Below are 14,074 nucleotides of genomic sequence, written 5' to 3' on the forward strand. Positions count from 1 at the left end.
TCACCAAGGTGCGCATCCATTCATTATCTAGATGCCGTAACTAACTCCTGAGGCGTTGGCCATGTATAAACAAACTCATCTACTTTCTTCCCACAAGGTGAATCTCCTCGCTGGCTTAATGTTTTTACACCACCAACAGACTCATAAAAGTGCACCGCCTCTTTATTGTCTGCAAGTACTTCCAAAAACACGCCATTGTCGGGGTAATATTTATCAGCCCATTCCATTGCTTGCAACAGTAAGGTCTGACCAACCCCGCGTCTTTGCGCAGAAGAAGACACATGCAAGTTGTCGATGATAGTTCCATATTCAGCACTATGATTACCAAATAAGCAAATGAAGCCTAATAGCTCGCCCTGCTCTTCCGCCAGAATAACGTGCTGGCTGAATGGAGGGTTTAACAACCTCGCCTGCCAAATCAACAACTTATCATCCAGGGCTTGTTCATCAAGATACGATTGTCGCATCATCCCTTTATAACTCAATTGCCAACTTTCAGCATGCAACTGAGCGATACGTTTATAATCAGAATATTCTGCTATTTTAAAATCCATTTAATAGTACCTACTGCTTAACTATTGTCATATCCATTGATTACATACTAATAAAATGTAAACAAATTGCAATCTATGCTACGTAAAAGCTAATGGTTCGCGCAATTATCCTTCGAAACCGACCGTTTACAGCGCATGATTTTACGCTTAGCCAAAAATGCCTTACCTTGCATACAGTCGGCCTCATCGGTCGTGAGCTTGGTTAAAGTAAAGACTTTGTCATCCAAACATCACAACCGTTATGCAGTGTGCCCGGGTAAGGCTTATCTAAATGCTGAAAACCCACCGATTCATACAGGTGAATCGCTGACTTCATCCCAGCTAGCGTATCCAAATAACACGAGGTAAACCCCTGCTCTTTCGCAAAGGATAAGCATTGGGTCGTCAGCGCCTTACCAATTCCATGCCCCCGGCTTTCAGGAAGTAGGAATAATTTTTTTAACTCGCAAACGTTAGATTCGCGACCAAAAGGCGCTACGCCGCAGCCTCCAACTACCTTGCCGTCAAGTAATGCGACCAAATATCGACTTTTCAGACCAATATCATAATGGGCACTCATCGCATTGACTTCATCATCCGAAGGACCAAAGCCTTCACCGATCGCTCCAAACTCGGCACCGACTCGCTTAATAATATCTCGAACGGCATCATTATGTGGTTCCGTTATTTCTAAAATGTCTACCTGCATAATGACTCTCCATCAATGTTAAGTTATGCGCGCAATAAAATCAGATTAACGATAACCCCTTACGATTGAAAGGAATTTATTGGCATAAACCATACCCTTAACCATTGATCTAGCGAGAGCATTTAATAGATACATGAAAGCATAAGATAGAAGATAGATGTGATTTCACTCCCACACTCAACACGCTACTATCACCACTTAAGTAGGCTGATCACACTCACACTCACACTCACACTCACGATGACAGTTTAAAATCACAATGGCTAACACTATGAATTCAAGATATTTACTGGCAACCATCACTATGACGGCGTTTGCGCTCAATTCGTTATTTGCGCGTTATGCGTTGGGGTTCCAGGCCATCGACCCGATGAGCTACACGCTTGTTCGCCTCTTAAGTGGCGCGATCACATTAACCTTACTTGCCCTGGTATCATTCAAATCAGCACGTAGCTCAGACTCATCTTCACTTGGATTTCTACCTTCTTGTTATTTAGGGGGGTCACTCTTAGGATATGCTATCTTATTTTCTCTTGCCTATGACCGCTTAGATACCGGAGTGGGTGCACTGATTCTTTTCGGAACGGTTCAACTAACGCTCATTGGTTATCACCGACTAACAGGTCATGTCATTTCAAAAATGGAAGTGGTTGGTATTGGGATTTCCATAGCGGGGTTTGTCACGCTCATGCAGCCTTCTCAACAGCAGCCTGATTTCGGGGCAGCGATATTAATGTCACTATCGGGGTTAAGTTGGGGGATCTTCACAATTTTAGGTAAGCAAACCAACCAAGCGCTAATTGCAACCAAACAGGGCTTTATATTCGGTGCTAGTTTAATGGTGATCCTCTACTTAAGTAGTGCGCTCTTTAGCGTGACCCCACTCCACCTGACAACGCAAGGCGTTAGCTTTGCGTTACTTTCTGGTATCGGCGCGTCAGCTATTGGCTACTATTTATGGTATTTACTGCTGCCGAAAATCGACCTTTTACAAGCCTCCTTGTTACAGCTTACGGTCCCTGTCATTGCATTAGTGCTTGGGATGATATTTATCAATGAGAAAATAACCGTCTATTCTTGTATTGCTACCCTACTGATTCTAGGTGGTATTGCACTCGTCTCATACAGCAAAGTGCGCTCACAATAATACCGCTAAGAAAACAAACAGTATCGCCAATACCACTTCAAATTAGATACAAAAGGATAATTGGTAACTCAGCGCTATTTAGTCTAGTTTAGGCGTCGATTACGCTTCCACCTTTTAGGATGAATTATGTTGAACTTCAGTCTCAAATCGCTGCTTTTAAGTCTATTATTTTCGGTCATAAGCACGGCTAATGCCAGTTCTGATGACGCTCTACCGCCAGACTCGGAAGCGGGACAACCTCTCGTCAACCTCACTATGATGCTTGACCTCAAAGGCATTGAAGCGTCTATTAATCAATCGAGTCAATCCATTGATAACCTAGCGGTATCTTTAACGTTACTATCAAAGAATAAAAGTTTAAATGAAGAACAACGACAAGTTCTTGTTGATACGATTGAAAATATTGACGAACTTACTGAATTATCAAAAGCATCTTTGATTGCTTTACCGGGAGCATTGGAGCAGTCACAGAATTCGATCGCAAAAAGTACCAAAAACTTTGTCTATGATGTTCGTTTTAATGTTTTATTACTGCTTGGTGTTGTCGTTCTCGCTATCGTATTAGCGCTAATTGCCGCTTACTGGTTTATTTTACGCCCAATGCAAGGCACCATTTTACTCGCCACAAGAAATGTATCTAAAATGGCGAGCGCCATTCACAAGACGGCAAGTGCACTGGAAACAACCACAGAAAATCAGAAAGTCATTACCCAACGCCTCAATGATAAAGACGCCGAACAAACTCAATCATCGGACCAAACCTCTCTCAATTGAGGCCATCCCCATGTGGTAATTTCGACCCCTTTAATCACACCATGAAAGCTCAATGTTTGTCTATGATGGAACATTGGGCTGACGTAACCTTCATAAATTAAAGCCGAGCAAATGGGCTCTAAGTGCTCGAGATAATCTCGAGCGACAATGGACTCCCTTACTGTATTAAGTTGATCGCGTAACCAGCCGTTGGATTCTTCACTCAATACTGATTCAATCACCGGGTCACTTGCAAACGCCAGCATCGCCGACACTTGACGGTTATCATCCAAGTTGAAATTCGTTAACACTAAATCATAATCCAACACGCCCTCCCTCGCCTGCTTTAGAAACTCTCGGTGCGGCAAAACCGCGATCGAGACGGTCACATTAAGGCTCGCTAGGATAGACTGGATAGCTCGACTACAGCGAATTAACCCACGATGATCATAAACCGCAATAGTAAGTGAGGATGGAAGATCGGTAGGCATTGCGCGAATTCGCTTAACCTGATGCCAGAAAGGGAAAAAATTATGCGCTACCTGTGCCCCAAAAGTCATTTGAAGTTCCACTAGAGCTTGCCAAATCTCTTCCCCTCGCAAACATTCACTCAACCACTTTCTCTGTTCTACGCCTAAGCATTGAGTTCGTTTGTTTTGATTAAACAGCAAAAACAAACACCCATCTTCGATACGTATTTGAGAGCCGTGGTGCGATAACGCGCTCTGATACTGAGTAGGCGTCATTGAGTGACTTCGAATTGAGTCTTGTGCTAGCAAATTATTATTATGAACATCAATCAGCGGCGCAGCCAGCGCCGTATTACCACTGTCGGTATTAATGACTTTACCGCCAAGCAATGCATGCTCACAAAGTACGGAAGGATCATCGGGTACCTTATTATTAAGCAACCAAATCGTCACTTCATCTGTTAATGCTCGTAATGAAAAATAGCGTTCATTGGCTAATAGAGACACTTTCTGGTCGGTATGCTCTTGTAACAAAAACACTCCTGACCCCACAATTCTATTTGTGAGGCTCCAAGCATCATTAAGCTGTTGCGGAGGTTGAATTGAATATTTCAGATCACTTAACAGTGCACAAAAGCCACGGTCTGGTTGAGCTAGGGTTACCACAAACTTAAGATCATGAACGACCTCAACGGACATCACATGGTCCAACTCATACTTGTAGAAAGGCAGCTTAGACAAGATTAATAATAAATTACAAACCACTTGAGCCGTGATCGCGTCACCGTTATCAAATTGTAGTCCCGGTCTTAAATGAAAGCTCCAACGACGAAATGAGTCCTCACTTTGCCAATAATGGGCCAATTCAGGCTGCAAATTACCGTCTTCCCCCATCGAAACCAAACACGAATAAAGCTGACGAATGAGAAAACGCTCACTATTTCGCTGAGGCTTGTGAGGAACAAGACGTTCAAAAGAGCGATCATAAGTAAGCTGAACATTGACTCGCCCTTCTTTTAATACCGCTCCCGAGGTTTGCTGTAGCAAAGTGCCAAACAACACTTGGTCGCCATCAAGAAAGTCGAGAGCTTTTTCATATTTGCCCGCCGTCACCCAAGACTTAGCAACTTGCTTTTTTACCTCTTCTGCACTGTATAAACGTGCGAGTGTGGAGCGTTGGTTCCTACCTGACTGTGGCCGCCAGTTAACCCATCCTAGCTCAGTCATCTGCTTGAGTAATGTGCGGGCATGCCTAGGACTGGTGAACAAATCCTCTGCAACATCGCCCAACAGTACCTTACATTCTTGACCAAGAGGATAATCTAACAGTCTAGAGTAATAGCGAAAAAGGTTTGATGATTCCAAGATACCTACCGACAACAAGCTAAGTTTGTTCCTCATTTTAGTATAAGTCGGCGAAGTTTTGAATTATTGGCTTAAATCTCCAATAACCGGAACAAAAACCAATAAAATCACTCTCTTTTTTCTTCCTTATAAATACGATAATAGCAACATAGCAATCGGCGTTAGTTTATTCCCCCCCACTGATAACAAGGCAGCTTCCTATGAAACACTCAACCACACAACAAACTGACAATAACAGTCGCCCTATGGCCAAGTACTACCTGAACCAATTAAATGGCGATAAAAGTAAGCTACACCGCTTAGCATTAACGCTACTCATTGGGCTTTGCCAGTTTTAAACGCACATTTTGATTTGCGATGGCTTCAGCATCACGGTTTATGCTCCAACCCCCAACAAATCACTATGTTGTTGCCATCGCTCCCTCTACTATCGAATACAGTGACTATCGAATACAGTGACTATCGAATACAGCGACTATCGAATACAGCGACTATCGAATATAGTTACCATCGAATATAGATCGGCGTCCCAATTTTAACCAAGGTGATCAATTCATCCATTTCTGTGTTAGTAATGGCAATGCAGCCATTGGTCCAATCAAAGCTTTGAATAAACTTAACGGGTTTGGTGTAGCCATTTTTGAGGCCGTGTATTTTGATATTGCCCCCTGCACTGACACCTAACTCTTCAGCACGGCGGCGATCACGTAAGTTCGGATAACTGATGTGCATCGAACGATAGAACGCAGAATCATTCATGACAAAATCCAAATAGTACTTTCCTTCTGGTGTGCGGTTATCTCCCTCCTGGACTTTATGCCCTCTCGGGTTCGGCCCGAGTGAGATCCGATATTCTCTTACGACAACTTCGCCTGACATTAAAAACATTCTTCGTATCGATTTTTTTACTTCGACACGGTCTATCACCGCCATACGGTCAATATTTGTTTTTAATTCAGGGTCGAGGGGTAAGCTGGAACTCACGGGGAGGTTGACTGTAGTGCCGTTTGGAACCACCGCACGTTGTAGCATTGGTGGGGATGACTTAATGGGTTCAGCATTTACTGGTTGATCGACAGGCGCATTATCTGTGCGCAGCTCAAATGCCTGCGCTGCCCACGTCACTACAATGGCGAATATAACGACCACGGCTCTCATCAACATTCACCTCCCTTATTTATTCGCCCGGAGTTTATACCGACTCGAACCACATGCCAAGACACTGCCGTCTACTAAAAGTATAGGTTAGAGATTAACAATCTTATTGTTGCAATATGACAACACAGATTATTTAAAATGACTATATATCAACAATAATTTCTACCCTACACTGTATTGGTCGTCAAAAAGAGGGTGTGACCTCTTAACTATGAAAGGTTCTATAAGATGAAAAAATTGGTCGTTATTACAGGTGCGAGTTCTGGTATTGGTGAAGCTATTGCACGTCGCTTGAGTGCAGCTGGACACCCTCTTTTACTGCTTGCACGCCGTGTTGAAAAACTAGAGCAGCTGGGTTTACCTAATACGCTTTGTGAAAAAGTAGACATTACCGATAAAGTGACCTTTGAAAACGCTATCAAAAAAGCCGAAGCGCAATTCGGTCCTGCAGACGCATTAGTCAACAACGCGGGTATGATGCTGCTTGGTCAGATTGATACTCAAGACGCGGCTGAATGGAAGTCCATGTTTGACGTTAATGTGATTGGCCTTCTCAATGGTATGCAAGCGGTACTTGCTCCAATGAAAGCGCGCAATTCCGGCACCATTATCAACATTAGTTCAATCGCTGGGCGTAAGACATTTGGTAACCACGCCGCATACTGTGGTACTAAATTTGCTGTGCACGCAATTTCGGAAAATGTCCGCGAAGAAGTCGCTGAATCAGATGTTCGCGTCGTCACTATTGCACCTGGCGCCGTTGAAACTGAATTATTATCTCATACTACATCACAAGATATTAAAGATGGTTACGACCAATGGAAGGAAGTCATGGGTGGCGTATTAGCCGCTGATGACGTGGCAAGAGCCGTAGAGTTTGCCTATTCGCAACCACAAAATGTCTGTATTCGCGAAATTGTATTGGCTCCTACTCGCCAGCAGCCATAGCTCTTAAGCTAGAAACTAGAAACTAGAAACTAGAAACTAGAAACTAGAAACTAGAAACTAGAAACTAGAAACTAGAAACTAGAAATAAAATACCTCAGCAATTCGTTAATTGCTGAGGTATGTACGCAATAGGCGACGAAGCACCGCTTATTGCGCTTCTGGTAAGTGCCCAGATTTAAACCAAAGCGTCGTAGCGCCACTAACATAAGGCTCATGCTGGCTTCCATGTGGACTGCGGGTCCATGTGCCTGCGGGGTAAGTACCTAAATCGTCTTTAAGCTCTCCCTCCAAAACAAAAATCTCTTCACCACCAAAATGGCCATGAGAATGATAACTGTCGGCGCCCGCCCAACGAATAAGCGCGACTTGCTCGTTCGCATGCTTATGTAACACCATTACCTCAAGCTTTTCACCACACTTGTCCCAAGTGGACTGCGTGGTATCAATGCGTACAAACTGACTATCATCTTCGGCAAACTGATTAAGTTTCACCAAAATAATACAGCCTTGCTCGCTAAAAGGTGTATGACGACTGCCTGGTGGATTCCTTAAATAGGTTCCCGCCCCATAATCTCCTGTTTCATCAGAAAACACGCCTTCTAACACGAGTATCTCTTCCCCGTGTGGGTGAGCATGTTGGCTAAAACTGGCCCCAGGGAGATATTCAACAATACTAGTGACATGACCTGACTCGCGAGCTTCTCGCTCCAAAGGTTTACGGCGTACACCGCTTGCAGGAGAGTCGACCCAAGGTTGTGATGCCGTATCGATCACAACACGTTTACTAAAATCCATATTCAACATTTCGACAACTTTCCATTGTTGATACTAATCATCATCGCTTAAGCTGCTGGTAAAGAGCGCCAACAACAACCTCCATCAGCGAAAGCATAACAAATTATTCATGTAAATTTCACTTCAACATGGCGTGCATGCAGTGAAAAGCCCCGAATCGACACAGCACTTAACGCGTTTCAGCAAGGAAAGCGTTTAAAGTAGAAGGGCTGAGTCATTAGCTTCATTATATTTCTGGCAACGCCACAATAATTAGGATACTCAACATAATATCCGATACACTATCCCTTCATCTTTATTCATTACGTTTATGTAGGCGCCTCTATGTACAGTGACTGGTTCAGTCAACCTGCACTTATTGCTATGTTACTGATCTTTATTGGATCATTTGTGCAGACTTCTATCGGGTTTGGTTTAGCGATTGTTGCAGCGCCGTTGCTATTTCAAGTCTCACCCGATTATGTACCCGCACCAATTTGCTTGGTTGCACTGTTTATCTCTATTCTTAATGCTGCCAAGCATCGCAGTAGTATTGCGCTTGGCGGGTTAAAAATGGCATTGATTGGTCGAGTCCCAGGTTCGCTTGCAGGCGCACTCTTGCTGCTCTACGTCTCAACGCAAGTCTTATCTTTATGGCTAGGGTTGCTCGTTGTATTTGCGGTCGTAATTAGCTTGTTGCCATTTAGAATTGAACCCACACCCGCCAAAATGGGGATTGCTGGTTTTTTCTCAGGATTTTTTGGTACTAGCTCCGGCATTGGTGGCCCACCAATGGCTTTGCTGCTTCAACATCAAGAAGCAAACCAGTTACGTGGTAATTTGTCTGCGTTTTTCGTCTTTAGCTCAGTCATTTCACTGCTTGTACAAGCGCCAATTGGTTTTTTAACACCCCATCACCTACTAATCACCATCCCACTGATTCCTGCGTCGTGGCTTGGCTATAAACTTGCTCTATTAACGACGCACTCCTTGCCTAAAGAAAAAATCCGAGTCGCAGCATTATTATTGTGTTCAATTAGTGGGATGACTGCTATATATCAGGGGTTATAACTGGCTAAGTGTATAAAATAAAATTCATACACCACTAAAATCAAATAGAGTCAGCATATAGCTGACTCTACTCATTATTTTATATAAGTAGCTAAACAGAATAAAGTTTATAGCTTTTTCATATCTTGGGGACATGATTGAAGATGTGTTGTCACAACATGGCCATCACCAGTCAGGCAAATAGTCCCTGGTGCTCCACCTTCTTCTGCCACACTACTAAACGACAGCGCTAAAAACCCGAAAAAAATCATCATGAGTCTCATAAGCCATTTCCTTCCCTTGATTTATTATTAATAGGTAGCTGAATATAACTACATTAAAAGTGTAGAAGAATAATTACCTATTTCAAAGTTCGCGGTGATTAACATTAAATTACTGACCTAATGTCACATTACGTATATATCATTCTAATTTAATCATTTCCAAATCAAATAATAATTGACCTAAAAATAACATTTAGACATACATAGCCATATACAATGTTTAAATAAGTCACGAGTAAGGTCGTTAGCATGCGTATAAAACTGGGGGTTCTGAGTATCGTAGCAAGTGTCTGTATGGTCACTGGCGCGGCAGCCGTTCACTTTGATTCACTCACGTCTCCGAAATCGTTTGATACTTATGCTCAAATTATTAAACAGACCTATGAAACGCAGCTTTTTACGCTTTCCGTGTATAAGCAAGGTCATTATGGGTTGAGAATGTACCGCCAAACTCAAGATCCCAAATATTCTGTCGTGGTTTGGAATGACATGGCCAACGTCGTCAACCGTCTCAATACCCTCTCCAAATATGTAAAAACTCGCCAAGAGATTCAAGACTATTCCAACGACCGCCTCAATGATTATAAAAAAGGCAAAGATGAACGTAGCCAACGCCGCTACGCCGCCAGCAAATCAGATCCCGAATACTTTTATATGGGATTAGATTTATTACGTTATATGGCCAGACTCAATGAATATGGACTGCAGCATAAAGACGACAAAGCACTTCGCGCACGTCTCAAACGCTATGATTTCCAATCTACCCTAACCGACCCGACTATGATAAAAGCGTGGGCGGCACAACTTGCTAACCAAGCCTATTGGCTTAAGCAAATAGGTGAGCAAGATTATACCCAATCCTTTATACAAGCATTCCAAGACACCTATCCAGAAGGTGAAGACTACCGCCTTAATGAGCAGCAATTTGCTAATAAGCTGTACGGTATGACTCATATTATTTTGGCCGACTCCGAGTATTATCAACGAACGGTTAACGAAAGCGACCATAAATGGATATACGACTACTTTAGAAAAAATATCGACGATATCATTACGCATACTAAAGAAGACGTTATTGCCGAAGTAGGGCTAACCTTCTTACTTGCGGGTCTTGAAGACGACCCGGTGGTACATAAAACTCGACAAGCCATCATCAAGGCCATCAACAAAGAAAAAGGCATGATTCCTTCGGCATCTGGGGACTTTGACTTTGCTTACGGCGAGCACCGTAATGTGCTTGCCATCATGCTACTCAGTTGGCAAACACCCAAAGCTGGACCTAATCTGCATCTAACACCAAAAATATTTGCCAAACTTCCCTACGGCGCGGTAAAGAAACCAATCTAACAAAAATGCCCCTTAAGACAAGGGGCATTAACGCTTCACTTCAAACAATGGTTCTAACTCAACAGCGTCAAAATATGCTGGCTGCCGTTTAGTCAGAAAACTACCATTATAGATACTTAAGAGAATCTCCATCTTCAGTAAAGACATGCACTTTTTCTGGCTGAGCGGTCAGATGAATACGCTCACCTTTATGAAAGTCTAAAATACCTGGCAGTTTGGCCACCGTACTTTCCTCGTGACCCTCTACACGAATATGCAGCAACGTCACCTCTCCTAATGATTCGACAAACAGAACCTCACCAGAAATTAATGCCTCACTCTCAGTTGATACCAAGAAGTCCTCCGGCCTGATCCCAATCTGTAAGGGCAACCCATTTAGGGTATCGGACGCGGAGATCGGTAAGTCAACCTCAACGCCATTCTCGGCGCGTATACGAGAGACGTCTCCTGCTTTAATCATCGATGCAGGGCTGATATTCATTGATGGTGAACCAATAAACTGCGCCACAAACACATTACAAGGATTCGTATAGAGCTCCAATGGTGTGCCCACCTGCTCAATACGCCCAGCAGAAAGCACCACAATGCGATCAGCCAGCGTCATGGCTTCTACTTGATCGTGCGTGACATAAATCATTGTCGTTTCTGTCATTGCCTCTTTAAGGTTGGCAATTTCAATACGCGTCTGTACTCGCAGCGCGGCATCAAGGTTTGACAACGGTTCATCAAATAAGAACACCTTAGGTTGACGAACAATAGCGCGCCCAATGGCCACCCGTTGACGTTGGCCTCCCGACAAGGCTTTCGGTAGGCGATCTAAATAAGGTTCGAGCTGCAACATACGCGCCGCTTCCATTACTCGCTCATGAATCGCCTCTTTCGGCTCTTTGGCAATGCGCATCGCAAAGGCCATGTTGTCATACACCGTCATATGCGGATAAAGTGCATAGGTTTGAAAAACCATTGCAATACCACGCATTGCGGCAGGCAGTTCATTTACCCTAGCGCCTTCAATACACAGCTCGCCTGCGGTGATCTCTTCAAGCCCCGCAATCATTCTCAATAGTGTGGATTTACCACAGCCAGATGGACCAACAAATACGATGAACTCACCTTGATTGATGTCGAGATCAATCCCATGAAGTACCTGTGTTTCACCGTATGATTTTTGTATGTTTTTTAAAGATAATCCTGTCATCTCATTATTCTCATCGTTGAATCAAGTACTGTTTATTTAACAGAACCAGAAAGTAGCCCACGCACCAAATAGCGCTGCAAAGTAAAAAAGACGCCCAATGGTACCGCAATTGATACAAATGCGGAGGCAGTTAAGATTTCCCAGTTCCCGCCCCGAGAACCAAGCAATTCACGCAGGCGAGCCGTCAGTACCATATGCTCTTCCCCCGTGCCTAAAAACACCGTTGCGACAAGTAAATCGTTCCAAACCCACAAGAACTGGAAGATAGCGAACGACGCTAAAGCTGGAAATGACAGAGGCAGCACGATTCTCATAAAGATTTCAAAGTCTGTCGCTCCATCGACTCGAGCCGACTCTATGATTTCTCTTGGGAGACTGGAAATATAATTGCGTAGCAAGTAAATCGCCAGCGGCAAACCGAAGCCAGTATGAGCAAGCCATATACCTAGGTAGGTCTTTGCCCCCACACCAAAAAACGCACCAATATCATTGTAAAGACGCAGTAGTGGAATCAAGGACATTTGCAATGGCACCACCAACAAGCCTACCACTACCGCAATCAGTAAATTGCGCCCCGGCATTTTCATCCACGACAATGCATAAGCCGCATACGCAGCAATCAAGATAGGGATGATGGTCGCTGGAATCGTCACCGTTAAAGAGTTAATAAATGATCGTCCAATCCCTTCCGCAGTTAACACCTCTTTGTAGTTATCCAATCCGAACTTGGGAGGAACAATCGCCGTATAAAAGACTCGCTTGCCACGTTTACCTTTAAACGGCTTTAACGATGTCATCTTGTAATGACCATCCGTCGTCATACTTAACGAGCCACCATTTTTCATCTCGGCGACATCGCCAGGTTTATATGCCGTTGGAGCACGAGACGAAAAGCCAAAAGCTTGAACTTGTGTCGGTTTACCGTCGACCAATACTTGTCCCGTTAAAACATAAACCCCATTTTCCTGAATTTGTGAGTCCGGCGCACCGGTTCTGTCGACTAAGTTTTGCTCTGAATTCGTCAGTGACGTCCACCAGCCCGTTAAAGCTAGCTGATCTTTATCCCGAAACGATGAGATGAATAACCCAGCCGTTGGGAGCGTCCATAAAATGACAATCACAAGCACCGACAAATGCACCAACAGCGTTAACGGAGAACGACGCAATTTACTCAAGCTAAACGCTGCTTTACTCACATGACTAAGCAGAGGGAGTGGCAATTTTATCCGTCATTTAACGTCCCTCCATTTGCGCATGAGCTTGGCGCATATTCCAAACCATAACAGGAATAACCGCCACCATAATAATCACCGCAATGGCGGCGCCACGACCAAAGTCGCCGCCCCCTCGGAACATCCAATCAAACATCATATTCGCAAGAACCTGTGTACTCCATTGACCATTCGTCATCGCCAGCACAATATCAAAAACCTTCAAAACCAAAATCGTGATCGTGGTCCATACCACTGCAATCGTCCCCCAAATCTGCGGAATCAAAATCTTGAAAAAGATTTGTACCCCATTCGCACCATCAAGCACGGCTGCCTCAACCGTTTCTTCGGGAATACCACGTAACGCCGCGGACAAAATAACCATCGCAAATCCGGTTTGTATCCAAATCAAAATCACCATGAGAAAGAAATTATTCCAGAAAGGCATTGTGACCCATGCTTCTGCCGTCCCACCAAAGAACTCAACAACAGCATTCAGAATCCCAATTTGATCAGATCCCGGCGCACGATAGTCGTAGACGAACTTCCAAATAATGGATGCGCCAATGAAAGAAATCGCCATTGGCATAAAAATTAAACTTTTCGCAATGTTGCCCCAGCTGACTCTATCGGTCAGCGCCGCGATAACCAACCCAAAAAATGTCGACGCGGCTGGCACCACTAAAAGCCAAAGAATATTATTAAACAGTGATTCTCTAAACTCACCATCGTTAAACAGCCACACATAATTGCTCATGCCGACAAACTGATCGCCATTACGATCATGCAAAGACAAGTACACCGACTCAAAGACGGGATAAACAAGATACAAACCAAGAAAAGCCAACGCTGGCCCAAGAAACAACCAAGGTCTTACCGAAGCGGCGCGGCGCAAGTTCTGAGCCATTTTTTGATTGGATACGCCGCGAGCAGGAAAGATAATACCTAATAGCCAATTGCTGCCAACGAAATAGAAAACACAGACCGCAACGCCCAATGCCATGATAAATAAAGAGGAATAAAGCTGTTCCATTACTGCCTCACTTGCAGCCCTAGACTACACAAAAATACAATCAAAAACCAAGCAATCGCTTCACGGTGAACCGATCGCTTAGTGATACTACTTT

General features: G+C 43.9%; 14 protein-coding genes. 6 read left to right on the forward strand and 8 right to left on the reverse strand.

Going from position 1 to position 14,074, the window contains the following annotated elements; genetic code table 11:
- Positions 1-23: 23 nt before the first annotated feature.
- Positions 24-554 carry a GNAT family N-acetyltransferase gene (locus AC0L66_RS17365; protein WP_265675320.1) on the reverse strand — a complete coding sequence of 177 codons (531 nt, stop codon included), beginning with the start codon at positions 552-554 and terminating at the stop codon, positions 24-26.
- Positions 555-756: 202 nt separating this feature from the next.
- A complete protein-coding gene (locus tag AC0L66_RS17370; protein WP_473570103.1) occupies positions 757-1,242 on the reverse strand; it encodes a GNAT family N-acetyltransferase in 486 nt (161 codons plus the stop codon).
- 271 nt (positions 1,243-1,513) lie between these two features.
- On the opposite strand from AC0L66_RS17370, the gene AC0L66_RS17375 reads away from it, so the two are divergent.
- Together AC0L66_RS17375 and AC0L66_RS17380 are read left to right on the forward strand one after the other, a co-directional pair.
- The gene (locus tag AC0L66_RS17375) at positions 1,514-2,389 is read left to right on the forward strand and encodes a DMT family transporter (protein ID WP_265675322.1); all 876 of its coding nucleotides are present in this window, start codon (positions 1,514-1,516) and stop codon (positions 2,387-2,389) included.
- 126 nt (positions 2,390-2,515) lie between these two features.
- Positions 2,516-3,163, forward strand: coding sequence for a hypothetical protein (locus AC0L66_RS17380; RefSeq protein WP_265675323.1), 648 nt, complete (start codon positions 2,516-2,518; stop codon positions 3,161-3,163).
- Here the strand turns inward: AC0L66_RS17380 and AC0L66_RS17385 are convergent.
- On the reverse strand, positions 3,133-4,977 hold the full coding sequence (locus AC0L66_RS17385; protein ID WP_473570105.1) for an SgrR family transcriptional regulator: 1,845 nt from the start codon (positions 4,975-4,977) through the stop codon (positions 3,133-3,135). The two genes, AC0L66_RS17380 and AC0L66_RS17385, sit on opposite strands and share 31 nt — an antisense overlap.
- 200 nt (positions 4,978-5,177) lie before the next feature.
- Here AC0L66_RS17385 and AC0L66_RS17390 point away from each other — a divergent pair, with 200 nt between their 5' ends.
- Complete coding sequence (locus AC0L66_RS17390; protein ID WP_265675325.1) at positions 5,178-5,315, forward strand: hypothetical protein; 138 nt, start codon at positions 5,178-5,180, stop codon at positions 5,313-5,315.
- Between the two features lie 166 nt (positions 5,316-5,481).
- Here AC0L66_RS17390 and AC0L66_RS17395 read toward each other — a convergent pair whose 3' ends face one another.
- Entirely contained in the window at positions 5,482-5,910 is a 429-nt protein-coding gene (locus tag AC0L66_RS17395) for a L,D-transpeptidase family protein (protein WP_265675409.1), read from the reverse strand.
- Positions 5,911-6,363: 453 nt separating this feature from the next.
- Here AC0L66_RS17395 and AC0L66_RS17400 point away from each other — a divergent pair, with 453 nt between their 5' ends.
- Complete coding sequence (locus AC0L66_RS17400; RefSeq protein WP_265675326.1) at positions 6,364-7,083, forward strand: SDR family oxidoreductase; 720 nt, start codon at positions 6,364-6,366, stop codon at positions 7,081-7,083.
- A gap of 147 nt (positions 7,084-7,230) precedes the next feature.
- On the opposite strand, the gene AC0L66_RS17405 is transcribed toward AC0L66_RS17400, so the two are convergent.
- Positions 7,231-7,887 carry a cupin domain-containing protein gene (locus tag AC0L66_RS17405; protein WP_265675327.1) on the reverse strand — a complete coding sequence of 219 codons (657 nt, stop codon included), beginning with the start codon at positions 7,885-7,887 and terminating at the stop codon, positions 7,231-7,233.
- A gap of 315 nt (positions 7,888-8,202) precedes the next feature.
- Here AC0L66_RS17405 and AC0L66_RS17410 point away from each other — a divergent pair, with 315 nt between their 5' ends.
- Complete coding sequence (locus AC0L66_RS17410) at positions 8,203-8,928, forward strand: sulfite exporter TauE/SafE family protein (protein ID WP_265675328.1); 726 nt, start codon at positions 8,203-8,205, stop codon at positions 8,926-8,928.
- 512 nt (positions 8,929-9,440) lie between these two features.
- Positions 9,441-10,538 (forward strand): DUF3541 domain-containing protein, encoded by a 1,098-nt coding sequence (locus tag AC0L66_RS17415; protein ID WP_265675330.1) that lies wholly within the window; start codon positions 9,441-9,443, stop codon positions 10,536-10,538.
- 106 nt (positions 10,539-10,644) lie between these two features.
- Here the strand turns inward: AC0L66_RS17415 and AC0L66_RS17420 are convergent, their stop codons facing one another.
- Genes AC0L66_RS17420 through AC0L66_RS17430 form a run of 3 tightly spaced genes read right to left on the reverse strand, consistent with a single transcriptional unit; the run spans position 10,645 to position 13,980 of the window.
- Positions 10,645-11,736, reverse strand: coding sequence for an ABC transporter ATP-binding protein (locus AC0L66_RS17420; protein ID WP_473570107.1), 1,092 nt, complete (start codon positions 11,734-11,736; stop codon positions 10,645-10,647).
- A gap of 32 nt (positions 11,737-11,768) precedes the next feature.
- Positions 11,769-12,911: a carbohydrate ABC transporter permease gene (locus AC0L66_RS17425; RefSeq protein ID WP_473570109.1), complete on the reverse strand. Its 1,143-nt coding sequence runs from the start codon at positions 12,909-12,911 to the stop codon at positions 11,769-11,771.
- 58 nt (positions 12,912-12,969) lie between these two features.
- On the reverse strand, positions 12,970-13,980 hold the full coding sequence (locus AC0L66_RS17430; RefSeq protein ID WP_265675333.1) for a carbohydrate ABC transporter permease: 1,011 nt from the start codon (positions 13,978-13,980) through the stop codon (positions 12,970-12,972).
- Positions 13,981-14,074: the final 94 nt, after the last annotated feature.

The sequence above is a fragment of the Vibrio sp. GJ43-1 genome, assembly GCF_055808835.1.

Bases quoted from the DNA above. Each gene is read 5' to 3' on its own strand.
- AC0L66_RS17375 (WP_265675322.1), top strand. From the start codon at position 1,514: ATGAATTCAAGATATTTACTGGCAACCATCACTATGACGGCGTTTGCG.
- AC0L66_RS17415 (WP_265675330.1), top strand. From the start codon at position 9,441: ATGCGTATAAAACTGGGGGTTCTGAGTATCGTAGCAAGTGTCTGTATG.
- AC0L66_RS17370 (WP_473570103.1), bottom strand. From the start codon at position 1,242: ATGCAGGTAGACATTTTAGAAATAACGGAACCACATAATGATGCCGTT.
- AC0L66_RS17365 (WP_265675320.1), bottom strand. From the start codon at position 554: ATGGATTTTAAAATAGCAGAATATTCTGATTATAAACGTATCGCTCAG.
- AC0L66_RS17400 (WP_265675326.1), top strand. From the start codon at position 6,364: ATGAAAAAATTGGTCGTTATTACAGGTGCGAGTTCTGGTATTGGTGAA.
- AC0L66_RS17420 (WP_473570107.1), bottom strand. From the start codon at position 11,736: ATGACAGGATTATCTTTAAAAAACATACAAAAATCATACGGTGAAACA.
- AC0L66_RS17380 (WP_265675323.1), top strand. From the start codon at position 2,516: ATGTTGAACTTCAGTCTCAAATCGCTGCTTTTAAGTCTATTATTTTCG.
- AC0L66_RS17405 (WP_265675327.1), bottom strand. From the start codon at position 7,887: ATGTTGAATATGGATTTTAGTAAACGTGTTGTGATCGATACGGCATCA.
- AC0L66_RS17395 (WP_265675409.1), bottom strand. From the start codon at position 5,910: ATGGCGGTGATAGACCGTGTCGAAGTAAAAAAATCGATACGAAGAATG.
- AC0L66_RS17390 (WP_265675325.1), top strand. From the start codon at position 5,178: ATGAAACACTCAACCACACAACAAACTGACAATAACAGTCGCCCTATG.
- AC0L66_RS17430 (WP_265675333.1), bottom strand. From the start codon at position 13,980: ATGGAACAGCTTTATTCCTCTTTATTTATCATGGCATTGGGCGTTGCG.
- AC0L66_RS17410 (WP_265675328.1), top strand. From the start codon at position 8,203: ATGTACAGTGACTGGTTCAGTCAACCTGCACTTATTGCTATGTTACTG.